The following is a 26,849-nucleotide window of genomic DNA, read 5'->3' as shown; positions in this document are numbered from 1 at the left end:
ATATCTTAATTACTGCCTACAATTTTAATTTCTGTTTCATCTCCTTTTGCTTTCCCTAACCAAAATGTTTGTCCTAACTCATTACCCTGACCACTGCCTAATTTATTTATAGGCAATGTTTGATTTTTCACAGTTAATTTCAAGTCCCACGCAATAGGATCACATAAGATAAATTTCATTAATCCAATTAATGTTTCATTTAGTGTTTTACCTGGTAAAAAATCTATATAAGTATCAAAATCTATTCCATCAATACATAAATTAAATTTACCCGTTAAGTCTCCCATAGTTTTACCTAGGTGAAAGTCTCCACCAAGTTGGCAATTTTTTCTATTTAAGCTATTTCTTTGCGATGATGCTATATTAATACGTCGATATACCCATTCTTCTATATAAACATTTGGTAATGAGAAATAATGCGAAACAATACCTGAAATAAGTTTTGGTGAACGTGTTCGAGTTGATAATTGACTGACATAAGAAAGCAACTTCGCTCTATCAAGATCAATTTCATTACTTTCTTGAATCACACTCGATAAACCAACAAGGTGTAATAATCTGCCTGAAAAAGGATCTTTAGCATCACTTTTATATTGAATATGATAACGATATTTTTTCCATACTTGATATAACATACTGATATATCGATGATGAAAAAAATTAAAAAAATCTTTTACTGGATTATCATCAGGATCTCGTCCTGCCAATTTTTCTGTATATGAAACCGGCAACGGCGAACTTACCCCGTGAAGTCCCATGAAATTAACTTCTACTTGAGTATAAACAACACCGTTCCTTTCTAGCTCAGATATATATTCAATATCGCTTTTGGGGAAACTTAATTTTGGAGAGACACTAAACTGGATATATTCATGTTTAGCATATTGATTTTCTCCAATTGCATTATATTCAAGCCCTTGAATATTTTGATAATGTTTTTCTAATAGAGATACTGCTTGAAAAAAGCTGTAGTCACAAGATTTACTAATAATATATTGAATCATAAAATGGTCTGCTGCCCACTGATACTTGGCCATTCATATATTTCACCACGACTCTCATCAAGAACCTCTAGCTCTGTAAATGAATTAATACTGGAATATAAACGAATAAATTCATTTATAATACTGGCCAATAGAAACATGTCCCCTTCATTAACAAAGTACGATGAATCCATCCCAATTTTAAATTTAACCCCACGAACTGCAACGCCTCTAAAAATACGATCTGTTGGTGTCATCGCTACTGATTTTATCCCATCTAATCGATGTATTGATGCTCTATGTGCTTGTCTATCTACACGAGAATGAAAGTCATATGTTGAAAGTAATACTTTTAATACATCAATATTTGCTAATGATAAATAGTTTAATGACATATTTGCAATGAGTTGCCACTGTAGCTCACCAGTAACTTGCGGACTAACTGATTGTGTTGGCTTTGTGATATTGCTAAAAGTCGCATACGTTGGGGATTTATATGTTGTATGAATAATATCTCCAATTGATAAACGTTCTGCCAAATTGGAATTACTACAAATCAGTTTCATTAGTACTGTTTCAGAACCAAGCTCTGAAACGTTATTATTATGAGAATGAAATGAAATGTAACGTTCAAGACCACGGCCATTAATACGTTCACTCACTTTTGTTTTGTAAAAATCTCGCTTATCTTTCTGGTTAATTTGATGCTCAAACGATTCAAATTCAATAATTTTTTTACGACAGCGCTCGGCTTTACTCCAACTTTCAACTTCTTCTACAGAATAAACTTCATAATGCGCTTGATTTGAACTTTGAGGACGAACTTTATAATCATTAAGCTGGTAGTCTAGTCGAATAGGATCGCCATCTTTTTCAAATAGATTAACACTCGGAGTGCAATGCAATTTAAAGTGTTTATTTTTGACCATGACTTCTGATGGCAATGCACGAGAAAAAGCAAAAGAAATCTTTACCGTACTTCTTTGAGGTATGCCACTTAACCACTCAAGTCCTTTAAGATCAAAAAACATAAATTTATCAGGTAAAGAAAAATATTCTTGCAGTAAACGGTAGCCAGAAAAAGAGTTTTTACTGTAAGGCAATAAACCTTCATTATCATTAAAACCAACCGGAACAACTTGATCAGGTCTTAACTTGTGCTTATGCCCACCACCAACATCTAATTCAATATATTCCAAATAACGAAATAACCATAAATATAAGCTGCGTGTAATATGCTGCTCTCCATGTAAATGAAAACGCAGCGTATCTAGTTTAATCCTAGAAAGCTCCAGTCCATTATTTACAGTAATGGTTAAATGTACTAATGAATTAGTTCTACTATTATTTTGTTCTATTTTCTTAATTTTTAATGGATATAGGGCAACGTCATAACAAGTTCGGAATAGACATTGTGTACCTTCAACTTCTCCGCTTGCCATTTCTACCCCGCGTTTAACAAGGGTTTTTTCTGTCACGCTACCGACGTGGGAAGTTAGTTCACTAATGCACATTGAAGGCAAAGATCGCATATAGTGAGGCCAAAGCAAAGAAACTAAAGATTGGGTTAATTCTGGTAGCTCATCATCAATTTTTTCACGAATTCGACCAGTTAAAAATGCAAAGCCTTCCAATAAACGTTCAACATCAGGGTCATAAGCACCCTCTGATAAAAAATGAGTTAGCTTAGGATTGTATTTTGCAAATTCACTGCCTGACTCTTTTAGGTAGGCAAGTTCATCTTGAAAATATTTACTATTACTCATCACTTACTCCATTAAACATTAAATTGCCCATCAATGCCCATAAAAACACTCAGTGACATTGATTTTTTATTACCGTTATGAGTTATCTCCCCACTGATTGCAAAGCTCAATTGCAAGGCATTATTACTATCTTGCAAGTAGTGAACTTCAACACTTTTCAATCGGGGTTCAAATTTTTCGATGGATGTACGAATATGCTGTCGAATATTTATAACCAAGTTTCGATTACTAGATAACACATCATTAAAATCTGGTAATCCATAATCCTGATCAATCATCGCGTTTCCTGCATGCGTATTTAGTAAATCAGCAAGATGAAGATGAATAGATTCGATTAAATGCCTATGCGAAACAATTTCTTCATAACAATTCTTAGGTTCCCCTAATTCTATTCGCTCAAGCAGTCGGTAACCTTTTTCCATAATAACTTCTTAAAAAATAGGCACCCAAAACTGAGCGCCTATAAATGATAAGCAGATTAGTTCTGATCTAATTTACCAACAAGTGACAAATCAAAACTTGCTCCCATATACTTGAAATGTGGGCGAACTGACATTGATACTTTGTACCAACCTGGATCACCTTCTACTTCAGATACTTCTACTTTTGCTGCTCGTAATGGACGGCGACCACGAACTTCTGCTGGTGGATTTTCTTGATCAGATACATATTGACGGATCCATTTATTAAGCTCAATTTCTAAATCCGAACGCTCTTTCCATGAACCGATTTGTTCACGTTGTAGCACTTTAATATAATGAGCTAATCGATTAATAATGAACATATAAGGTAATTGAATTCCCAATTTATAGTTCATTTCCGCTTGCTTACCTTCTGGTGTATTCGGAAATACTTTAGGTTTTTGAACAGAGTTTGCAGAAAAGAATGCAGCATTATCAGAGCCTTTACGCATAGTAAGTGCTATAAAACCTTCTTCTGCTAGTTCATATTCACGGCGATCTGAAATTAAGATCTCCGTTGGGATTTTAGTTTCAATTTGCCCCAGAGATTCGTAGTTATATACAGGTAAATCAAATACTGTTCCGCCACTTTGTGGACCAATAATGTTTGGACACCAACGATATTTTGCAAAAGATTCACTGATTTTTGAAGCCATTGCATAAGCAGAGTTACCCCAAAGATAATTATCATGACCATCTTTAACATGTTCATTATAATCAAATGCCTTGATTGGGTTATCTTCAACTGAATATGGAGTACGAAGCATCATTCGTGAAGTACACAGCCCAACATAACGTGCATCTTCGTGTTCGCGGAAGCCACGCCATTTAGTGTATTGCGCACCTTCAAATACCGATTTTAAATCTCGCAAGTTTGGCAGTTCTTCATAACTGTCTAACCCAAAGAACTTAGATGACGCAGAAGTAATAAATGGTGCATGAGACATAGCACCTACGTTTGCCATGTATTCCATTAGCTTAATATCTGGTGATGAGGCTGACATTTGGAAATCACAAATAACTGCACCAATTGGTTTACCACCAAATTGACCATATTCACGAGTATAGATCTGTTTATATAGACCAGATTTAACCACTTCAGGTGCATCTTCAAAATCATCTAATACTTCATCTTTCTTAGCTGAAATTAGTTCAATTTGAATATTCTCACGGAAATCAGTGTGATCAACTAAATATTTCAAGCCTCTCCATGTCGATTCAATTGCTTGAACTTCTTCATTGTGCAAAATAGCATCAACTTGTTTCGACAATTTTTGGTCAATTTCTGAAAGCATTAAATCAACTAAATATTGATCTACTTTCTCAGCTGTCTTATTTGTTAGCAACTCACTAATAAATGCTTCTACTCCGCGCTTTGCAACATCAAAACCTTCATCTGTTGGCTTTAAACGCGTTTCATTAAGTATACTATCTAATAAAGAAACAGACTCAACGCTTGCTGCTTCTTGTTCTGGAGCTTGTGCTTCTGCTGTCATAATACCCTCTATTCAGCTTTTTCTTCTTTATCAGAATCAATATTTAATTCTGTTAATAGTTTTTGACGAGCGTCTTCATCTTGAAGTAAAGCTGCTATCTTTTTACGAAATGACGGAACATTGCCAAGAGGTCCTTTTAGTGCAACTAAAGCTTCACGCAATTCAAGTAGACCATTCAATTCAGGAACACTTTTAGCTATCGCTTCTGGAGAAAAGTCCTTCAAACTACTAAACGTTAGATCAACACCTAGTTGAGCCCCTTCTTCTTCACTTAAATTGTTATCAACATTGACTTTAATGTTAGGAGAGTAACCTTCTAATACATCATTAAAGTTATCTTTATCAATGTTAATTGGAGTACGATCTTCAATCGGCGTTTCATCTGCACGAGCAGTAAAATCACCAACTACCATCATACTTAATGGTAATTCCACATCTTCTTGTACATCGCCTGTCGCAGGGACATAACGGATATTAATTCGCTCTTTAGGTGCAACCGAGCCATCGCGTGACATAATCTATCCTTATTTCTATGATTATTTTTTATTCCAATTATTTTAATTGGGGTTATTAATTTCTATCCATTGTTGGTACTTTTCAGGCATGCTCTCTTTTGATGGATACAAATCTCCTAAGACTTGATTAACCAACGAGTCAAGCTGACTACATAAATTAGGTTCCCAATTCATAAGATTATTTTCTTCCTTCATTGCCTGCATTTTTTCAATGTAAGGTAAGCAAAGGGGGCATAAACCTATAAACTGATAAGCTTTAACTAATTTAAGGTGGAGCATCCATTGACCTCGACCAGAAGGATCTTCCGCCAAATGTTGAGAAATACGAGATACGTATTCCCCAAGGGTTTCTAATGAAATTTCCCCCTCAACCAGATCGCTGCTTTCTGAATATACAACAGGGCTTTGCGAAATTGACCGACTATTTTGTGTCTTAATAGAAAGCCACTTTAGTGTCTCTTTATCAGAAAATGGGGTCAAATTAGCAAACGTTAGATATTCAATTCCTTCTAAACGAGAAATAAAATCTTGAGTCTCCTGTCTCACAGCTTCTGCTGCAGCGGTATGATTTAAGTTCGATAACATTTGGAACATTAAATAATGCCCTGTGATCCAAAAAGGTGCATCTGTGAGCGTTTTCTCTAACCTTTTAATTACGTCCGATTCCGTTTCTTTTTTTGCTTTATCTTTATACTCACTTAATTGATCTTGTGAGACTGCAAGACTCAATGGTGTTTTGCTATCATTATCATGAGGTGGTAATTCATCAACCTCACACCACGTACAATAACGCTGCAACCGATAGGCTAGTGGCGTCCCAATATCTGTGTGCATCATGAACTCTGCAACTTTCTTCAACGTGCGCTTTGAAGCACTTGGTGAAGAAAAGTCCGTATCAATATCAACTTTTTTTTTGACGGCTACTACTGATTTTTTTTCTGTCATCGACTTCTGTTGGTTCACTACAGGTCGAGAAACTGCCACCTCAGTGTCAACTTTATTAATGGCCTGCTCCAACGGAGGCTCAAAACTGCCACTAACTCGCTCAGATAAACTATTAAGTACTGAAGTAATGGCATAAAAATCCACCTCTGAATCAAGATAGGTATCTCGATAAAGCTCATTAATATCATTCACTAATTGGATATAGAGGTTGAGATTATCTCGATTAATGTCTTCTACATTTAGTTTAGATAACACACTTTCTAGCTGAGCCACAAACCACTCTATTGCACCATCTCTAGCTCTATTTCGGCGTGGATAAAGTTCGCTTCCAAATAAGATTAAATATTGTTTTAATAAATTTAAACCGTCTTTTAAACCAACAAAACCTTTATCTTCAATCAAGGCTCGAATTAGATAACACAATGCTTTAAGATCTTTACTATAAACTGTTAAAACTTCTATTGCGTTTGTTTCTACAATTTTCCAGTCAACAACTTCACCAAATAAAGAACCAAATTTTTTTATTTCCAATTCCATTAATTCATAACAAAACTCATACTTTGACTCTTCTCCTGATGGTGAACTATCAGATATTGGTTTTAACAGTGGCTCTATATTTATATTCGGCATATTAAATTGTGACCTTGTTCTGATATTTATTTAATGCCTTCTCTATTAATAAAGCACCGTCGGTCGGTATATTCTTTTTAAAGCTTTTATTCAATGAATCTTGAGACATTTTCTTTAATAATTTTGCTACTTCTTTAAATCGTTTAGGCTCTATTTTATCTAACTCTTTCAGAGCTAAAGTCAATTTTTCACTTTGAAATACGTTTTCACCAGTGACCGTACCAAATAGTATGTACTCACTACGTTTGACTATAAGTTCTGACCTTTTATCTATTAATTCAACACTATTACCATAGACCTTAATCGCTTTATCTAGATCTGAGATTGCATTGCTGTAAAAATGTGACTCGGCTTGATTATCAACCAAAATCAATATTTCTTTTAATACATCATTTGGTAATATTTTTGCATAAAAATAAGATTCGGCTTGACTTTTAACCCAAGCATTCTTCATATACTCTTGAACATTTTCACTCTGACCCATTAGAATATTTTTTGCTAATACATTACCTTCTAGCATTGACGAATAGTTGTATTTTTGGTGCTCTAACTTAAGGGAGTTTACTGTTGTTATAAGTCTCGCTAATCGTTTATCGATTAAGGGAGATAAAGCGTTATTTCTAGCCAAAATATCTCTTATATAGACAGTATCTTTATGCATTTCTTTAAGTTCCGAAAATTGCGTTATCTGACTAAGACGCTGTTGTTGTAATTTATCTTCTTCTTGTTGATACCAAGTACCTAACTGACTATTTTGAACACTAGTTACATTTCTATATTGTGAAAACAATTGTGAATCTGATAATCGACTCTCTGCTGATTGCTTAGCACTCCACTGCTCATTTTCTGATGACTGAGCCACTTGAGGGGAAGCTATAACAGTTGAGTTTTGAACCAATGCTATATCTGTGTTTTGTGTTTGAAATAAAGGAGTTTTAGTAAATAAAAAAGTTGCCATTAAAATAAATACACTTACTACTAATACCGTTTCTAAATACTTAAAACGCCCTATTTGTACAAAATCGTATTTATCATTTTTTCTAAGCACTAAATCAGCATTTTTCAATTGTGTAAATAACGGTGCATTATGATTACTCTGTATCGCCTTTGTATCTATATATGCCAAAGCTTGAGCAAATGATATTGGTGTTAATCCATGATTTCTTGGGTTTTCAACAACTAGACGCAGTAAGTTCCATACAGATTTCGGCATTCCTGATGGTCGTTTGCGTTGCTTTAATACTATTTTCCAATCATTGTTATCAGAATAACCAGTAAATAAACAGCATGTCAGTAGTGCCATCGAATAAACATCATCTTGTGGGATCGCCTTGCCTGATTTGATAAATAATGGGGACGCGTAAGCAAGACTCACTTCACTGTAAGTACTGACATCGTTCATGTCCTTTGACGCACCAAAATCGATTATCTTAATGCTATCGTCTTCACAAATAATAATGTTTGAAGGCTTAATATCTAAATGACAAATACCTTGGGTATGAATATATTCTAATGCACCAGCCAATTGGTAGATCAGCCATGCAATATGATCATGGCGAAAGTTTTTATATTTATACCGAGAAAGTTTTTTAGAAACAGACTCGCCATCAACCCATTTATACATAAAATAAGGTTGTTCAAATTCTTTTCCTAATTTAATAAATTCAGCAATACTTGGGTGTTGTGCTATTTCTAAATGAGTAGCTTCCGTTAAAAACATATCATTAATAACATCAGACTGTTCTGAATTTAATACTTTGCAACAAATCTGCTTTTCTGGCTCATCCTTTTTAGCTAATCGGTATAAAGTTGTTTTTTTATTTTTTGATTCAATCGTATCTAATACATCGAACTGTGAAAATAAGACATGCTCTAACCTTGGCTTTAATTTATTTGCCAATGTTTCTTCATTCTTTTTTTTCTTTTCGATCGCTTTAACAACTAACTGATTAATAAAATCATTAGTTTGTCCCTGATGGTCAGACACTAGATACTCTTTATAAACGCCTCATTAATTTAGAGACTATAATAATAAATTTAGGTAATCACTTTCAATACTAGAAAACAAAACAAGCATTTTCTCTAGACATTTAGTTAATTTGACAGGGGTAAACCTAATAAATGACATTACCTTTGTTACTTATTTTTCTTTAAAACTAAAAGTCCTCGACTATTATGTTGATCGAATAAAAAAGCCGTTGCTATTTCCCCTACTGGATGAAGAGCGTTTATTGTTGCAAGCGTGGCTATACCTGAAGCATCACCAATAGTTCCCCAGTACTCATTAGTTAATAATACTTCTTGCTCATGAGACATTACTTCACTTCTCGCACCAATAGCAAAACCATAGTCTTCTATTTGTGAACGTTGATTAGTCATATCACTGTAGATTAAGCCTAAATGAGTAAAGTCTTTACTTACTAATCTAATAAGACGAGAACAGCCCCTTCTATCAGAACTGCCATGATCGAATTGTGAAAATACAATCTGACTTTGAGGACTTAATTTTAATGTGTCGACTACATTTTTTTTAACTAGCACCATTCCCGCCCCACCTTCACTAGGAATGATTCCCCAAGGGTTCACTTTGCACATTACCTTTTTCTTTTCAATTAAGGCATCAAGCTCATCCAGTAAACTATCAATCGCAATACATATCACCGCATCTGGTTCTGATCCGCTATGCAAGCACTCTTCTATAAATGCATTTCCTCTATTGTGACTGATTGTAATATGAGATAAATAACCCATGTATTGGCTATTATGTATCCAGTTCAATAGGCTGTGCTCAGAAATAGTACTTGGAACAGACAAAATTATCGGTAATGGCTTTAATAACGTTGGTAATCGCTCTAGTAAAGGGGGCAATAGGAAAGTGAGTATATCTGTCACTTTAGTGAATATATTACTCTGTTCTAAAAATGCCAATGTTGCTAATGTATATGTTTCACCATCTGCCTCATATGAAGAAAAAAGATCGATATTTGCTTGTGCAACCGCAATGGCTAATTCAACATTAATTCCTGAAGGAACTGTGACTTCTGTATCTAAAATATATTCATAACCGCTCATTATTAAAGCTCCAATACACGAGATAACGTTAATAAATGCTCTCTACCTTGACAAGGAAAACAGGCAGTATAAGTAGCTTCAATACGCTTCTCTTCTGTATTTATCCATAAGGTATATAAAGGCATATCCACTGACTCTTCTTCACCATCAAAAATAGCTAACGCCTGATAGGTGTTCTCTGGTATATAAAACGACAACGTATCATCATGACAAAACCCACTAAGTACAAGTCTTTCTCCCCCTTTTAAATATCCATTACATTGTTGATCAAACGGAGCTGACTGATAAAAATATGGATTAAAATCTAATGGCAACATAGGTCGTCTTTCTTCATACCATTGCTCATCAAATGTACCGGCCCATTTCGCTCGGTCTTGAAAAAATTGAGGGTAAGGGCCAAAACCTGCAACATCAACTTTGTTACTGTTTGCTTGCCAATTTTGGGTTGGATAAAAAATAGAAGGTACTTTACTTTTAAGTAATTCATGGTTGCTCGTTGAAGCTCCACCACCAAATTTATTTCGAATATCACCTCCAATAGCATTTGTGTAATCAATATCTTTTTCAATAAAAGGTTGTGTGGCTGATACCGTAATGCTTCCTGCATGCTCTACCCAATGGCGATCACCTACTATTTTTAATGATTTATCAATATGACCATTTAACAATAAACGACAAATGTGACTATTCACTGCTTTTTGGCCATAACTGCGAGCTTTACCATAAATCACTACATCTGTATTTTGTTTATAGACTGGGAAATCATGATCTGCAAGCATAGTCGAGAAGCCTGGTGCACCTTCATAAATAGGATCATCATTAAGCACAACTTTATCCCGTATTTCCAGCCAAACCCCATCAGAAAAATACCATGCTCTTTTCATGCTTAATACCCACACTTCATTCCCTTCAGCATCTCGTTGAAAGCGCCCTTTTAAGGAATGGGATGAGTCAGGATCAATATCCCACAGTTGCATTTTTACCTCTCAAATTAAATCGTTCTCGAATCAAAGGGATATTAATAATATTTTCGAATAATCGTTCTTGGTCATGAAAAGGCAATTGTGCATGCCAATAAAAATGCACCCGACTTAAAATACATAATTCACGCCATAACCAACCACGTAATACAGCATTTATCTCTGAGCTTTTCATCGCAGTAATTGAAGCATCAAAGTCAAGAGGCTTTCCCATACGAAGCGCATAAGTTTTTTCAATATCTTGCTTTTCTTTCCACTCTAACAAAAGAATGTAAGCATCTTTCCAATCGATTAATACACCTATTTCTGATGGTAAAAATGGTAATAATTCACCGTATAAGATAAATAAGGCTTCATACCAAGGTTTTGCGTCACACTCATCAAGTGCTTTAAGATGTTCGATAACCATAGGAACTAGCGTTGTATCTCCGCATAGCACCAAATGAACATAACTGTGTTTTTTTTGTATATCAAATTCAGAACATTCTTTTAATGCTAGTAATTTTGAATAACTACAAACAATATCTGAAGGCTTGTTTTCTGGTAAATACTTCTGATACAACCAAGTCGCTCTATCTTCTTTTAAAATAAGTTGTTCAAATAGAACGTCTTCATAATTCTTCGCTTCATCAAGCCATTGAATACTACTGTTTACATTAGATAATGCTAAGTAAGAGTGTAGTGTATTTTGAGACAACGTTTTCTCTTCAAGCCAGTGCTTAACAAGTTGAATACTTACACTTTGTTTTAAAACCACACACTGAAAGTACAAATCACGATTACTTGATTTCCCTTCAATTAACCGAACTAGTATTTTATCTAGCTGTAAAGAGTCGGATCTTAAAATTAAGGCAATAGATAACGTAGTTTCTAAATCATCTAAAATAGAAACTCCTAATAATGTACTTTTTTTATCTTGATTTTCAAACTGTTGACCTAAGTAAAGCCAAGCAAGGACTTCAGGAAATTCTTCATAAATAAGATTAACAAAGCCATGGTGAATACGAAATAATGCTACAAATACATTTTCAATAGCCGCTAATTGTTCTTGTAATAAGTAAAGGTAACTAATATCTGAGGACGGATATCCTTGCTGATGAAACCCACACAGTTGCTTAAGATAAAAAGAAGCCGTTTCAGCTGCTAGTATCGCTTTAGTTCGTAAAAAATCAATTGTAAGATCAGAAAATGAATCAAGCTCTTCTTGAGAAGATTGAATATGCGATAAAACTTGCTTTTTATCTGTCTCTAATAGTGGTTTTTCTACATCTGCAACTAAATGACGATATTTATTTTTATTCATAAATACCCCTAATTAACAGAAATGGTAGATCCTTGGATCTTATTTGCTTTTTCAGCTTGTGACGTAATATGCTTTGCCTGTGTTGTCACCCTACCATCACGCCCGCTATATTTAGTTTGAGTCTTACCACTTTTTATAATTACTTCATGCTCAGCTTCAATTATGATTGACTTACCTTTTAATACAATCGGGTTATCATCATCTAATACTGAAAAAAATATATTTGTTAAAATCGGTAAACTCATATCATTATTTAAAAACTCAATCCGACACATCAATTTATTCTTAATAGCTAAATCTAATTCCGAATGCCGAAACAAGCGTCCTATCTTGGCAATAACAGAACTACCTTCTGGTAATCCATCATACTCGACATAAATTCGATCATTCTGTGCCGCATGAAAAGAAACGATTTTACCAAAACGAGGAACGCAAGCTGAATCATCAGCTTGCGGTGCCTCATTGAGGATCTCAATCACTTCTTCAACTGAATTAATTAACTGCAACCTTACCACCTTTCACTGTTACGGTACTTGAACCTTCAATAGTAATATCTTTACCTGATAATTTGATCGTTCCGTCACTACTCATTACTAATGAAGAACTGCCCGTTTTTAGCACAATTTTATTGCCACTAATAATCTGCGTTGAATCGTCAGATTTATAGGCAGTATTACCTTTAACTGAAACAGTAAGATCTCCTCCAACTGTTTGATTATCATCAACAGAAACATCACTAGAACGAGAAGCTCCAACCGATAGATTACTATTTTCATTAACCTTTAAGTCATCATTTTTACCAATATTAGTGGTTCTATTATCACCTATCTCTAACGTGGTATTGTTAATAACAGTTTGTGATTCATTAGCATTATATTTAACACGAACATCCTGCTCGATTGTTTCAGTAAATGTACTATTAACTAAAGTGGTTTTATGACCATTAATCGTTTCTTTATGATCACCTTTTACGTCGTTAGTCTGGTTACCTGCAACATTCAAAGTTTCATTTCTACCAATAGTTCGAAAACGATCGTTAAGAACCATTGTCGACATATCCTTTTGAGCATGAATGTATACCTCTTCCTCGTTGGTTTTGTCTTCAAAGCTTAATTCGTTATAACCATCGCCTTTATGCGTTTGAGTTCTAAAGGTTGTACGTGTTTTATTCTCAGGTAAAGAATACGGTGGGTAATGTAATCCATTATAGACAGCCCCCGTAATTAATGGACGATCGGGGTTTCCTTCTAAAAAACCAACTACGACTTCATGACCAATTCTTGGTAAATAAACAGCTCCCCAAGTAGGAGCGGCCATTGATTGACTAACACGGATCCAACAACTTGAATGTTCATCATTCTCACCATAGCGATCCCAATGAAATTGAACCTTAATACGGCCAAGTTTGTCTGTATAAATTTCTTCACCAGCAGGCCCCACAACAATGGCAGTCTGAGGTCCATCTACAATAGGAGCCGCTAACTTAGGTGTTTTAATTTCAATATCACGTGGTAAACAGCTAAATTGATTCTGATATGTAGTCGGCTGACCCGATGCTTCGTCCTCATGAACCTGAGGATCAAATCCGTTATGTTTCACTGTTAAAATTGTATAGTCTCGATTTAACGATTTACGTGGATGCTTATCCAATACAAAACTGTAACCGGGAGTCAGTCGCATTACGTTGCTCAACGCTTCAATTTGATAATTATCAACCACGTTCTCTGCCATTATTTCTTCGGCTCTCAGTAAGCCTTGAGAAGGTTCAACATACCTTCCTGGAAAATCAAAATACGCTAAATCATTATCAATCAAGCCTATACTTTCCATCTGTTGTGGAATAAGTGGTTGCTCATAATTATAATCTGTATGCGTAACCTGCCCAGTACGAACACGGTTAACGGATTGTAAATTGAAAACATGCTCCCGATCTGCATTACCACCACCATCTGATTGATATACAACAGGGCCAACATAAGATGAATTCCCTAGCGTATTTTCTAATTCAGCAATAGCATCATTTTTATCCACAATAACCATAGTATGATTAGAGCTAGTATGTTCAAAGTAATACCATAACCCATTTTCAGCGAGTAATCGTTGTACAAAATTACTGTCACTTTCGCGATATTGTAAAATATACTCTTCTACTGGGTATTCAGAAGAAATGTCAAAACGGTAATCAACCAAACATGCGAGATCAAATACCTCATTAACAATATCAATCACTGATTTTTCTTGAAATATACGACAATCTTGACGTTGTGTTAAGAACCAAAATTGTGGAACAAGCGTGATTTGATAACGAGAAAAACGTCGACCTTCACCTAAATAACGAACTTCACTAACTACTCCGTGAAATTTACGAGCCGTTCCAACACCTTGACCAAACACTTCAAGTAGTGCTGGTTTTCGTATCAACTCATCAAAAGCAATATTTGCATTAAGTGAAAGTAACGATAAGCTTACATTAAAAGATTTAGATAAGCCTTCCACTACATTAAAGCTTTCGACACGAAAATCGTGTGCTGTTCCTGAAACGTCAAACTTAAATTCTATTTTGCCAACCATATCTCTTACCTAATACTAATAGAAAAAAATAGGGCCACAAAGTGACCCTTTATATCTAACACAAAACCATTAGGCTTCGCGTGGAGCACGCCAGTCATCATTACCAGCAGTACCACAAATCTCATGAGTTACTTCAATTGCTCGGTAAGTAAACTTAAGTACTTCTTCAGTTACACGATCAGACGTAGCCGCATCCTGACAATGAGCCATGCGAGTTTGTACATCAACCAATAATGCATCAATTAGTTTGATTGTATAATAATGCTCTTGTTTACCGGTAATTGAAGTTCTATAAAAATTAATACTACACTCAGGTAATTTTTCACCAGAGACTAAAGCATTAAAAATTAATGGAGAACAGCGATCTTGCTGTTTAGTTACGATTACTGGACGATGAACACGTTGGCCCGTAGGTTGGCCACTTTGTGGATCTCGTGGAACAGTTAATACATGATCAAGTTCTTGAACTAAAAATTGGTCAACGTGAGCTTCCTGCCATGTATTACCCACAGAATCTGCAGAGTATGCATCTTTAGTAATAGCGCCTTGTGTTTCACCCGTAATTGACATATATGCTGGAGTTGGCATCTTATTATCCTTTCATTATTTATATTTAAAGTTACTTACATTTATTGAATCGTTTATAACTACGATTAAAATTGATATAGCAACCACTGTGCCAACATTATTTTAACCATAAAAACAATAACTTAACCATTCTATACCGTTTTATTTTAATTTATTGAAACAATTTATTGTTTAATCATCCAATATATTGGATGAAAAAATCATTTTATCGACAAATATAAATAATACTAGTTAATATAATACTCAAATAGCAAAAAGGTCATAATGACATGCAGTTTAGTTATTATGCCTACAATAAAAATCAAAATAACTGAAAATATTAATTAAAGACATTGCTAATAAAATTAAATAACGATATTTCATCTAAAACATAGCGATATAATTACTTTCTAAAAAAAAATATTTTTTATATTTAGTATACTCAGACTAATTATTCACATTGGCTAACAATAGAAACGATATTATGATAAATATAAATCTCTCCTCTTTAATACAGCGCTTACATCCTTTAACTAAAACAGCTTTAGAAGATGCCGCTTCTCTTGCCGTTTCTGAACGATCAGCAGAAGTTCAGATCGAACATTTTTTATTAAGTTTATTAGAACGTCCTAATAATGATATTGACCAATTACTTGCTCACTTTGATTGTTCTGAAAACCTCTTGCGACAAGCTATTAAGTCAAGTCTAGAGAGCAATCATCAAAATCACGGCGGAAAGCCTGTTTTCTCTTCCATGTTAATTGAATGGTTACAAGAAGCTTGGTTAGTCTCTTCACTGGATCTCTCAGAAAATAGAATTCGTTCAGGTGCCTTATTGCTTACTTTAATAAGTAATCCACTTCGATATGGTCAACACGGATACTCTTCATTATTAGAAACTATTAATCCTGACACTCTAAAGCGAAACTTTACTGAATTAACTTCTCGTTCTATTGAATCTCAAATTGCGACATCTGAACAAACTCATGTGCGAGAAGATGGCTCAGCATTAAATAAATTCACGACTGATTTTACGGGTAAAGCACGTAAAGGTGAAATTGATCCTGTTTTTTGTCGTGATCAAGAAATCCGTCAGATCATTGATATTTTAGCCCGTCGTCGTAAAAATAATCCAATTGCTGTCGGTGAACCTGGTGTAGGTAAAACAGCTGTCGTCGAAGGACTTGCACTTAAAATAGTACAAGGCGAAGTGCCAGATTGCCTAAAAGGTGTTGAATTGTATGGCTTAGACATGGGGCTATTACAAGCAGGAGCAAGTGTCAAAGGCGAATTTGAAAAGCGCTTAAACGCGGTACTTGACGAAGTGAAAAACTCCCCAACTCCAATTATCCTTTTTATCGATGAGGCGCATACCTTAGTTGGTGGTGGTAACCAAGCCGGTGGTAGTGATGCTGCAAACCTATTAAAGCCAGCTCTTGCTCGTGGAGAGGTAAAAACTATTGCTGCAACAACATGGTCTGAATACAAAAAATATTTTGAAAAAGATCCAGCACTAGCACGACGATTCCAATTAGTTAAACTTGATGAACCATCCATAGAACAAGCTGCATTAATCATTCGAGGCTTACGTCCTGCCTATGAAAGCTCACATAATGTATATGTCCGTGATGATGCAATTACTGCGGCTGCAACATTATCTGATCGCTACATTTCTGGTCGACAATTACCAGATAAAGCCATTGATGTATTAGATACTGCTTGTGCGCGTGTCAACATCAGTTTAAATGCCATCCCAGCACCTATTGAAACTTTACAACAAGAAATAGCAGCATTAGAGCGTGAATTAGAAGCACTAGAGCGTGATAAATTACAACAAACAGGTGATAAATATTCTTTAGCTGTCATTCCTGAATTAAGAAAGAGAATGGAAGAAGCACTTCAAGAACAGGCTGTACTTCAAAATCAATGGAAAAAAGAACAAGCTTCGATCTATGAAATGATTGAACTACGCACTCACCTTCACAGCCTAACATTAGAAAACAATGTAGATTCAACAAATGATATCGATGACGAAGAAAATAAACCAAGGTGTTATGATTTTTCTGAAGAAGAGACTCGCCAAGCAATTCACTCTTGTAATGAACAGTTAGACAATATTCGTGGTAAGCATCCTCTTGTTCATTTTGAAGTTGGTCCAGATGAAATCAGCCAAGTCATTTCAGATTGGACTGGTATTCCAATGGGAAAAATGCTGCAAGATGAATCTCAAACAACGCTAAATCTCGAATCTGCCTTAACAGAAAACATTAAAGGTCAATCTTTTGCAATTAAGGCTTTAACTGAAGGATTACAAACAGCTAAAGTAGGGTTAGTCAACCCAGATGCTCCAACAGGTGTGTTCTTATTAGTTGGACCAAGTGGTGTAGGTAAAACAGAAACAGCTCGTGCCATTGCCGATCAAATGTTTGGTGGTGAACGTTTCATGACCACCATCAATATGTCTGAATTCCAAGAGAAACATACTGTATCTCGCCTTATTGGATCACCCCCTGGTTATGTCGGTTATGGTGAAGGTGGCATGTTAACTGAAGCAGTACGTCAACGCCCTTATTCAGTCGTTTTATTAGATGAAGTTGAAAAAGCCGATCCAGAAGTACTAAACTTATTCTACCAAGTCTTTGATAAAGGTACATTAAATGATGGCGAGGGCCGTACCATCGACTTTAAAAACACCTTGATCATTATGACGAGTAATTTAGCGACACATGAAATTGAATCTCTCGTGCAGCAATCAAAAGATATTGATGCTCATATTGTTGCAGAAGCAATTCGACCAACGCTAAATACTCACTTCAAACCAGCCCTACTAGCACGCATGAATGTATTGCCTTTCTTACCATTAAATGATGAAGCAATGACAGATATCATCGTCCACAAACTAAATAACGTATCTAAACGTTTAAAGAAACACCATAAGTTAACGTTAAGTTATGATAAAAAGTTAGTTTCATTTATCCTTTCAAATTGTCGCTTATCTGAAACTGGTGCCCGTAATATTGATGCTGTCATCAATCGCCAATTGCTACCTCAACTTTCAACTCAACTTCTTACTCATGACAGAGATGAAGCACATTCGAATATTGTCATTTCTATTGATGAGCAAGGAACTTTAGGTTATGTCTTTAGCTAAGCCAGACAACCTAAATAATGCCCTACTTGCGATCAGCCAATCTCTGGCTGATCGCAGTCAATTAGCACTAACTCTTGATGCTATTTTGGCAGCAGCACGTCAGCTTACTTTTGCTGACCACGGCATTGTTTATGTTTTAGACCAAACAGGACAAGCTCTCCTGCCAAATGTCGTACACCATAATGAACGTATATTGGCGGAACATCCTTGGTTGCCTTTAACATTAGATTCAACAAATGAAACCGATCCTTTCAACTATGCGAACCATAATGGTGAAGTCATATTGATTAATGATCTCTACCAATATAATGGCTATTATTGTGATGATATTTATCAATCAGAATCCATATTAAATAGAAAAAGTCAAAACCTATTAGCTTGGCCATTAATTGATAACGAACAAAAAACAGTAGGATTATTGGTTTTATTCAACTTAAATATTATTGATGATGAAACAAGCTTAACTGGTTTTTGTCAAATGGCAGCAACTAACATTCGCCAAGCAGTATGGCTTGAAACCTACGGTTATATGGTTAAAGAGTTATCAAAGGATAACGCTAGCCTTGTACGAGAAAATAAACAACTTAAACGACGTAATCAAAGCCAATATAATGGCCCTATTGCTGAAAGTGAAATAATGCTAAACACATTAAATCGGTTAAACAAAGTGCTAGCTTTACCTGTTGATGTACTTATTCGAGGAGAAACTGGCGTTGGTAAGGAAGTTATTGCTAAATACATACATGAAAACTCTGACCGAGCAACACAGCCATTAATTGTACAAAACTGTGCCGCAATTCCAGAGCAGCTATTAGAATCTGAACTTTTTGGTCATAAAAAAGGATCATTTACAGGTGCGGATAAAGATAAAATAGGTTTGTTTGAAGCAGCCAATGGGGGCACATTATTTCTAGATGAAATTGGTGATATGCCCCTATTATTACAAGCAAAACTATTACGTGTATTGCAAGAACGTAAATTTAGACCTGTTGGTGCAAATAAAGAAGTAGTCGTTGATGTAAGAGTATTAGCTGCCACACACGCAAATTTAATGGATAAAATTAAAAAGAATGAATTTAGAGCTGATTTATTTTATCGCTTGAATGTGTTTCCGATTACCATACCGCCATTAAGAGACAGAGAAGCTGACATTATTCCTCTTTCTGAGTTTTTCATTAAACACATCAGCAAAAGCCTAGATATCGAACCACCACTACTTAATAATCACGTCCGACAGCAACTACTTAAATATTCGTACCCTGGTAACGTTAGAGAGCTTAAAAACATCGTAGAACGAGCTGTTTTTCTTTCTGATTTTGAAACGATCTCATTTATCGAGTTTGGAGATAATGAATCCATTCACACAGAAAATCTAAATATACCAACTATTAATTCTTTTTCTGAAAATGAATTAGATGGCAATAACTCCCTCAAACACATTGTAGGTAATTATGAAAAAAACATTCTTCTTGAATGCTTAAATACCTATAACTGGCAAACCAAACGAGTCGCCGAATATCTTGCTTTGCCACTAAGTACCTTAAACCATAAGATGAAAAAGCATAATATCTCATCTGAACATACCCATTAATCTAATTCACATCTGTTACTTATTCCGACAATACCTCAATTGTCGGTTACAGGTGTGTTCTATATCCACTCAAACTGCATTGAAATAAATCAATTTCTACTGAACCTATATGCAGGCGAAGTAATTTACTAGCCTTGTTGATAAAGTGCTCTAAATCCCATCATGGGAAAGTAAAAAAATTAAGCATCACAACTTCATATCTAATTGATATTAAAATACAAATTAAATTCATAAAATCTCATTTTTAATACAATTAAATTGTAAGGAATGATTAACATGAAGCCGATACTACTTGCTATATTAAGCCTATCACTATCCCCTGCCATTTATGCTGAAGAATGCCATCAGCATCTTGAAAAAGGCACACCAAATAACAGCGACCAGATACTCTGTAGGGATGGCTATGCTGTAGGTTATAATTACCAAAACAAAGTATCAAATTGGGTTGCTTACCATATAACTAAGGAAAGTGTGAATACGTTCTATAAACGTTCCAATAATTTTCGTATTGATAAAGAGCTTCCTACCAGTTTCCGAGCAACCAGCAATGATTATTCAAAAACAGGCTATGACCGAGGGCATTTAGCCCCTTCGGGTACAATGGATATCTCAAAAGAGTCTATGCAACAAAGTTTTCTAATGTCTAACATGGCACCACAATTACCAGGATTTAACCGTGGTGGTTGGAAGGGGTTAGAAGAAAAAGTACGAGAATGGGCAAATACTTATAATGAGTTATATGTCGTATCAGGGCCTATTTGGGATGGAAGTGAATCCTATATTGGCAATGGTGTCTATGTACCAAAACGTTTCTACAAAGTTATTCTTGACCCTAACTATAATGAAGCTATTGCGTTTATCCTACCACACAGAAAAATATCTTCTTCTGAATTATCCTCCTTTATCACAACTGTCGATGAAGTTGAGCAAGCAACTCAAATCGATTTCTTTAGCGACCTACCTGATGATGTTGAAGATAAAGTAGAAGCTCAAGTATGGGATATGTGGTAAATCCTCGTTTATACCCATAACAAGCCATTATGGGTATACCCTTACCTATGAGAATAAATAATTCGTTATATATCAATTATTTATTAAGTAACCGTAGCTATACAATTTCAAATATGAAAAGACAGTACTCAAATGTTAATGCCTTTAAAAACGGTTTTTAATAGATAAAATTAAAGGAATAATATGAAGTCAATGTGATTTATTGATAAGTAAAAACAGGAACAATCTCTTGAGGAGGATAAAAAGAGATTGGAGCGTACAGCGGGAATCGAACCCGCATCATCAGCTTGGAAGGCTGAGGTAATAGCCATTATACGATGTACGCACATCGTCGAACGAGATAGATAATGCCACACTGAGCGCTGAGGTAAAGCTTTTTTTATACTTAACTAATTGATTGCACGTTATTTAAACAAATGTTGTAAATATTAATCATATTATGACATTCTCATAGGAAATCACTCCCTAGTTCCAGACATTGAAACTTAGGGAGCAGTTTTTCTTATGCTTATATTGATTCTAGTAATACCATTGCCATTAATTAAATGGTCTATTTATTACGCAGGAAAACCACTTAATAGCAAGGCAAAAATCCTGATAAGTAGTTATTCTACTTAAATAATTTTTAACGAAGCTATTATGTGATTTAACCAGTAATAATGACTAGAGAATTACTGGAATTGGTATAATTATATAAACCGTTTTGCTTTGAGCTCAATAACTGAGGGCTCTTTTTTTATCCACTTTTTAATTCTCTCTTTACGTTGTTTATCATCTGATAGCACTCCCCATTCACTTGCTACATCACCATTGACTCCATTTTTCCCTTTTGCTCCTGGCTCCATCCACGGCATAATAGGTTCAAGCAGTTTTGTATTATTTAACGTGGGCATTGCAAAATTACTTGAACTTTTTTGATTTAAAAATACATGATTCTCAGTATTTAATTGCTTGAACTTAACTGCCTGTAAATTAAATAAGCTATCATTTCCTTTAATGATGTCACCAAATGGTCGTAATCCAGAAGCCTGAATGCCCACAGGTGTTCCATATTTTAGTTTAAAAGACGCAATATGGATCGCATGACTCTTTTTCTTATCCAGTGATATACGGCGTCTATTAAGTTCCTCTATGGATTTCGTTAAAAATACACTGACTTTACTTGTTATAACGGTACTATCTGGTATCGATATTTTCCAAATCCCATCAAAGCGTATCTCACCCACATACTTCAATGTAGATTTATATATTGGCCCACCAACGGTTTTAATACTTATGTTTGCGCTCGGATTTTTATCATAAAGTGATGAACTATTGATATTTGTTTTATGGTGGTAATGGTTTGTGACTTTATCCTCTTCAGGAACATACTTTGTCGCTTGTAATTGCACCATTACATCAACGCTTTTCCAATCCTCTTTTAATGCTGTTTCATACTCTTTTTTATTGCTTTTACCACATAGTAAAATATGTAGTGTATCTAACTCATCTGCTTTATCCCAAGAAAAATCCTTTATTGTCTGTGTGGAGTTTTTCTGTTTTGCTAAATAACAGGTGTTTTTATATTCTGCGCCTATACTTTGATACAAGACTTTATCAATAACATTTATAGGGAGTCTTTTTCCAGTTTCTGTAGAGTAGGTAAACTCTTCCACCTCTAATAAGCGTCCTTCCGAGATAAAAGGCAGCGTCTTTGTTGAGCCTGTTTTTTCATTTTCTAGTATCACGGTATGACTGTTCTCACTATGAACGCCAAATTTGAACACATCTGCTGATTTATTCATCATCAACGCTTGTTGGTGCTTACTCTTTGGTTTTTTAAGTAATAACTGGTAACGCATATTTTTAAAGCCACCAGTTGAAACATATTCTTCATAGGCAGTCTCTTTTACAGCCAAAATCTTTTCTATTCCTAACCAATGTAGGAAATATAAAGCGTTAACCCGATCTTTACTCACGATAGGTTTTAGCCCATAAATGCGCTGACTTCCAAAGTAGTAAAATGGCTCAAATTCAATGGCTGTCACTGCATCATGATTACCAATGGCTTTTTGTAACTTTGCATCTTTATAAGAAAAGTCATCGTACTTCATTGGTTTAAATAACACGTTAAACTTAGGTCCCGCGATATTTATCCCATCAACCCTTTGGTAAGCTATCTCATATGGAAATACCGTTTTGACACTTTTATCTAAAACAACCTGAATTTTTAATCGATGAAATGGAGAAAGTCGATTCGTTATATAGCTGTTCTCATTTTTGTACCATTTTGAATACTCAACCCAATTTTTTCCCTCTTGATCTGATACTAAAATTCGCTGAAATACAATCTTATCCAAATTGAGTGTTACTGGTAATGGTGAAAAATTTCGTGCAAATTCTTCAAATAAGGTTTTAGCCTCTTTATTATCACTTGGTAGCTCATACAATAGACCTTGAACAGGGAAAGCTCGGTTAAATCGCCCTTCTACTTTTCCTTTCTCTTGGTATTTTTGGCCTTGGATATAGCTAGTCATTGGTCTTGCTATAGGAAGCACTTGGTAATACGGTTGAATATCTTGTGTAATTCTCTGTTTACATTGGTTTATCCAATCAAATCCTAAATCATTATTATTAATGCTATTGACTGCCCATGTATCATTCTGCAAATATTTTACGATATAACCTTTAACGTCATATTTTTCTAACGTTTGATTAAAACTCTTACCTGAATACGAGGTTTCGCTCTCATCATAAGCATAGAGCAACACCATCATTAACCCATTAAAAGCGAGCGCTCGAAGTTGATAACGTTTTAATATCTCATTTTTGGTTGTATCATCAGATAGATACGCCGTTAAGTCGCCATAGCTAGTGACTTTGTTTTTCTAGTTTGGTATCAAATTTTCTTAGCTCCCTTAATAGTTCCATCTGAATTTTAGCTAAATTACTTAAATCTTTTTTATTCCCATTTACCTGTTTAACTTTCTCATATGAGTACTCAAATATCATTTCATCTAAGAAACTCAAGCCAGATTGGACTATCTTTGAGCCATCTTTTGCCAATAACATTCCTCTTGCTGCTGGCCCTATCACTGGAATAAAACAAGCTACACCGATGAGAGATTCTAATAATGCAAGTTGTGCAGCTAGTGTTAGATCATCTTCTTTTTTCATCGCATTTAAGGTAATTAAGCGCGAACGCTCTAATACACCCATTCCACTTCGGCTAGGGGAATACACTATATCAAGCACTTTTAAATAAGTTTTTATTTTTACTCGGCGATTAGGTTTTAGTTTAGGGTTGTTAGAGGTAATCTCTCTTCCTGAGGCAGCAATTAATGGTTGTGTTTCACCAAAAGGAATTATGTCTATTTTATTTTGTAACTTTTCAGGAAAAAGATCTGCAATACTCTGCGCCCTTTGTTGTGAGAGCTCCATATTGTATTTGTGAGTGCCGACTTGGCACGTATGCCCTTCAATAATAATCTGTACACTTGGTTGTTTTTCTATAAAAGTGACTATATCAGCAATCTTTTGGCGAACTTGCGATGTATCTGTACTTTTATTATCGAACTCAAACACAACATCAAAACCCGAACCGCTTTCATCATTAAATAGGGTTTTACTTTTAATATTTATCAGCTCAAAATCTTGCTGATTCTCTTTATTTAGTGCTAACTGTGTTTCTGTCCATACGGGAATATGAGTGAGGTATTCGCTGGCGACTTTAACCATATCCCCACGAGCTTTTTCTGCTTTTTTCTTTTGTTCTGTAATTTGCTTTGCATGATTAAATAGCAATGAGATATTTTTAGCCGTATCAGTAATAACTAGCCCTCTTCCTGCTAGGTTTGAACCTTCAAACCATGATTTTGAAAGTCTCCCAACAACCACTTTGTATTTTCCATCTTTAAATTCTTGATTAGCTTTTGCGAGGTATTCTTTAAATTTATTGTATTTCTCGTTATCAAAAACGGTTGCTTTAAACAGAGCAGAACCACCAAGTTCAGCGCGATAAGCTACACTGCCTTCTTGCAATTGCATCAGATTGTTTAATTTGCCAATACCTTCATTAATAGATTGAAGACCAAAGATGATCTCTCCCGTTGCTTGCATTGCAGTCGGAAGATTTTTGTTTTTTATCTCCGCCCAATACAACTTAGCGATGTTATTTATCATTGCCGTTGGGCCGTTATTAAGTTGTGGTGTGAGGCCGCCGGCCAATAAATCCATACCAAGTATCATGCTTGCTTTTTTGGTTCCGGTTAATACCGCTAAACTTGTTAGTGCTGGGCTTTGAAGGGCTTTGGTATCTGTTTCTTTTCCTTTTAAGTGTGCTGTTAAATGAGAAAGATATTGTGGAAACTGGCAAATTAGGGATTCCTCTAGAGAGATCATATCGCCACAGACTATGGCCATTTTTCCTAATGGGGTATGATTATCAAATCGAATATATTCTCTGAGTTCGTATTGGTAACCATCTAGTAAGCCGCATTTGATTTTCTCGATATTACTATTTTGAATGTATTCTGGGATAATTTGATTATCGAAATCACGTGGATCAAACGTAACTCGAATACTATAGTACCCTTCTTGAAAGGATTCAGGGTCTACGTTTATAAGTGCACTAGGAAAATCATCACTTCCATTGTCAGGAAAAGTTACAGGTATATCATTTGCTATAGCTTCCCATTTAACGCTATTTTTATCTTGTTTAAACTTCAACACACTTACTCTAGCGTTAATATAAACTTTCGAAGAAAAAACAACACTACAAATAGCTTGCGATGGCAATAAGAACCCTTTTAGTGATTTACCCTGTTTAGACACCTCTTCATACCATTGGTTATACTCTTTTTGAACATCCGTTAATGTGCCATCTAATGAGGGTTTATAAGGCTTAGCTAATTGTTCTAACCCTATTTCTGTTAAAGCAAATTTAACTTCTTTTTCTTTTTCTTTTTCTTTTTCTTTTTCTTTTTCTTTTTCTTTTTCTTTTTTTATTATGGTGGAATAACTAAGCAGTTTTTTTGCCACCTCTATTGGTGATTTATTGTCGAGAGTTAAGCGACTCAATATAGCTAAAGGCGGAAAACACAATGAATACAGGCCATCGTCTAAATCGTTGACCACACTTTTATGTTGAAGGTATTCAAAATCACCACTTTCAGTAATCGCTTGTACGCCCACCTCAAGTGCATGGATCAGCCCATATTTGTCTGTCCCCCAAATGCCATTGGTTTCTTCCTTTTTTACTTGTTCGCTTAACTCTTTTATATTGGCAATTAAGGGAGTAAAAGGAACGGGACGAATATTGTCGACACCACTGTTTTTTCTATCATTCCCAAAATTACTTATTTTTGGGCTGGTATGCCAACTTTGATATATTCTTTTATTATTCTGGTCAAGAACAAATCCAAACTGCGTAGAAAATAAATAGATCCCCTCAGCCAATACTGTTTTATTACTCATTATTATCCTCCTTAATAAATGCGCCATCATTGGCAAACCCATTATATAACCATGACAATGTGGCTGAATGGCCTGAGCAGATTTGCGGCCAGTTTACCCATTCATCCTTCGGGACCGTTTTATCTTCGTTTAATTTAAGAAAAACAACCCCTCCCGCACCATCTCTTGCGTAATTAGCATTTAATCCTAACTGCTCAAAATATTGATACTTTCCGACTTCTGAACGCACTATTTTTTCACTGTTAACTTCTTGAGTCTCAGTGTTTATAAAATAACGATATTGCGCCGATTCACCCCACGCATACTTACCATCAGGACTGATTGAACGGTTCTTTAAAACATATCTCATTTTA

General features: G+C 35.2%; 19 protein-coding genes and 1 tRNA gene. 3 read left to right on the top strand and 17 right to left on the bottom strand.

Translation table 11 applies throughout. The features are described 5' to 3' along the window. Positions 1-5 precede the first annotated feature (5 nt). The 13 genes from tssG to ACU5DF_RS00500 form a co-directional block, all read right to left on the bottom strand. Entirely contained in the window at positions 6-1,004 is a 999-nt protein-coding gene (gene tssG, locus ACU5DF_RS00560; RefSeq protein ID WP_446712457.1) for a type VI secretion system baseplate subunit TssG, read from the bottom strand. Further along, complete coding sequence (gene tssF, locus ACU5DF_RS00555) at positions 1,001-2,749, bottom strand: type VI secretion system baseplate subunit TssF (RefSeq protein ID WP_446711382.1); 1,749 nt, start codon at positions 2,747-2,749, stop codon at positions 1,001-1,003. Before tssF ends, tssG begins: the two co-directional genes overlap by 4 nt. A gap of 11 nt (positions 2,750-2,760) precedes the next feature. Beyond that, positions 2,761-3,171, bottom strand: coding sequence for a type VI secretion system baseplate subunit TssE (gene tssE, locus ACU5DF_RS00550; RefSeq protein WP_446711381.1), 411 nt, complete (start codon positions 3,169-3,171; stop codon positions 2,761-2,763). Positions 3,172-3,227: 56 nt separating this feature from the next. After that, positions 3,228-4,706 carry a type VI secretion system contractile sheath large subunit gene (gene tssC / locus ACU5DF_RS00545; RefSeq protein WP_446711380.1) on the bottom strand — a complete coding sequence of 493 codons (1,479 nt, stop codon included), beginning with the start codon at positions 4,704-4,706 and terminating at the stop codon, positions 3,228-3,230. An 8-nt stretch (positions 4,707-4,714) separates the two neighbouring features. Continuing rightward, positions 4,715-5,221: a type VI secretion system contractile sheath small subunit gene (gene tssB / locus ACU5DF_RS00540; RefSeq protein WP_446711379.1), complete on the bottom strand. Its 507-nt coding sequence runs from the start codon at positions 5,219-5,221 to the stop codon at positions 4,715-4,717. Positions 5,222-5,263: 42 nt separating this feature from the next. After that, positions 5,264-6,796: a type VI secretion system protein TssA gene (gene tssA / locus ACU5DF_RS00535; RefSeq protein ID WP_446711378.1), complete on the bottom strand. Its 1,533-nt coding sequence runs from the start codon at positions 6,794-6,796 to the stop codon at positions 5,264-5,266. A 1-nt stretch (position 6,797) separates the two neighbouring features. After that, positions 6,798-8,783: a serine/threonine protein kinase gene (locus tag ACU5DF_RS00530; protein WP_446711377.1), complete on the bottom strand. Its 1,986-nt coding sequence runs from the start codon at positions 8,781-8,783 to the stop codon at positions 6,798-6,800. A 149-nt stretch (positions 8,784-8,932) separates the two neighbouring features. Beyond that, positions 8,933-9,868, bottom strand: coding sequence for a hypothetical protein (locus ACU5DF_RS00525; protein WP_446711376.1), 936 nt, complete (start codon positions 9,866-9,868; stop codon positions 8,933-8,935). Between the two features lie 2 nt (positions 9,869-9,870). Continuing rightward, a complete protein-coding gene (locus tag ACU5DF_RS00520) occupies positions 9,871-10,845 on the bottom strand; it encodes a DUF2169 family type VI secretion system accessory protein (RefSeq protein WP_446711375.1) in 975 nt (324 codons plus the stop codon). After that, complete coding sequence (locus ACU5DF_RS00515) at positions 10,826-12,151, bottom strand: hypothetical protein (protein ID WP_446711374.1); 1,326 nt, start codon at positions 12,149-12,151, stop codon at positions 10,826-10,828. Before ACU5DF_RS00515 ends, ACU5DF_RS00520 begins: the two co-directional genes overlap by 20 nt. Positions 12,152-12,159: 8 nt before the next feature. Further along, the gene (locus tag ACU5DF_RS00510) at positions 12,160-12,657 is read right to left on the bottom strand and encodes a hypothetical protein (protein WP_446711373.1); all 498 of its coding nucleotides are present in this window, start codon (positions 12,655-12,657) and stop codon (positions 12,160-12,162) included. Then, a complete protein-coding gene (locus tag ACU5DF_RS00505) occupies positions 12,644-14,722 on the bottom strand; it encodes a type VI secretion system Vgr family protein (RefSeq protein ID WP_446711372.1) in 2,079 nt (692 codons plus the stop codon). The genes ACU5DF_RS00510 and ACU5DF_RS00505 overlap by 14 nt, the downstream gene beginning before the upstream one ends. Before the next feature lie 69 nt (positions 14,723-14,791). Next, positions 14,792-15,310, bottom strand: a complete 519-nt coding sequence (locus ACU5DF_RS00500; RefSeq protein ID WP_446711371.1) for an Hcp family type VI secretion system effector — start codon at positions 15,308-15,310, stop codon at positions 14,792-14,794. 463 nt (positions 15,311-15,773) lie between these two features. Between ACU5DF_RS00500 and tssH the strand changes: the two genes are divergently transcribed. The 3 genes from tssH to ACU5DF_RS00485 all read left to right on the top strand — a co-directional run bounded on the left by tssH (position 15,774) and on the right by ACU5DF_RS00485 (position 21,042). Further along, positions 15,774-18,440, top strand: coding sequence for a type VI secretion system ATPase TssH (gene tssH, locus ACU5DF_RS00495; protein ID WP_446711370.1), 2,667 nt, complete (start codon positions 15,774-15,776; stop codon positions 18,438-18,440). Further along, a complete protein-coding gene (locus tag ACU5DF_RS00490) occupies positions 18,427-20,031 on the top strand; it encodes a sigma-54-dependent Fis family transcriptional regulator (protein ID WP_446711369.1) in 1,605 nt (534 codons plus the stop codon). Before tssH ends, ACU5DF_RS00490 begins: the two co-directional genes overlap by 14 nt. Positions 20,032-20,307: 276 nt before the next feature. Continuing rightward, positions 20,308-21,042 (top strand): DNA/RNA non-specific endonuclease, encoded by a 735-nt coding sequence (locus ACU5DF_RS00485; protein WP_446711368.1) that lies wholly within the window; start codon positions 20,308-20,310, stop codon positions 21,040-21,042. 250 nt (positions 21,043-21,292) lie between these two features. On the opposite strand, the gene ACU5DF_RS00480 is transcribed toward ACU5DF_RS00485, so the two are convergent. The 4 genes from ACU5DF_RS00480 to ACU5DF_RS00465 form a co-directional block, all read right to left on the bottom strand. Continuing rightward, positions 21,293-21,367 (bottom strand) — tRNA-Gly (locus tag ACU5DF_RS00480). A gap of 364 nt (positions 21,368-21,731) precedes the next feature. After that, positions 21,732-23,798: a hypothetical protein gene (locus ACU5DF_RS00475; protein WP_446711367.1), complete on the bottom strand. Its 2,067-nt coding sequence runs from the start codon at positions 23,796-23,798 to the stop codon at positions 21,732-21,734. A gap of 94 nt (positions 23,799-23,892) precedes the next feature. Then, a complete protein-coding gene (locus ACU5DF_RS00470; RefSeq protein WP_446711366.1) occupies positions 23,893-26,496 on the bottom strand; it encodes an OmpA family protein in 2,604 nt (867 codons plus the stop codon). Continuing rightward, positions 26,489-26,845, bottom strand: a complete 357-nt coding sequence (locus ACU5DF_RS00465) for a hypothetical protein (RefSeq protein WP_446711365.1) — start codon at positions 26,843-26,845, stop codon at positions 26,489-26,491. The genes ACU5DF_RS00470 and ACU5DF_RS00465 overlap by 8 nt, the downstream gene beginning before the upstream one ends. Positions 26,846-26,849 lie beyond the last annotated feature (4 nt).

The sequence above is a fragment of the Aliivibrio wodanis genome, from assembly GCF_052920805.1.
This window is presented reverse-complemented; position numbering and strand designations above follow the sequence as displayed.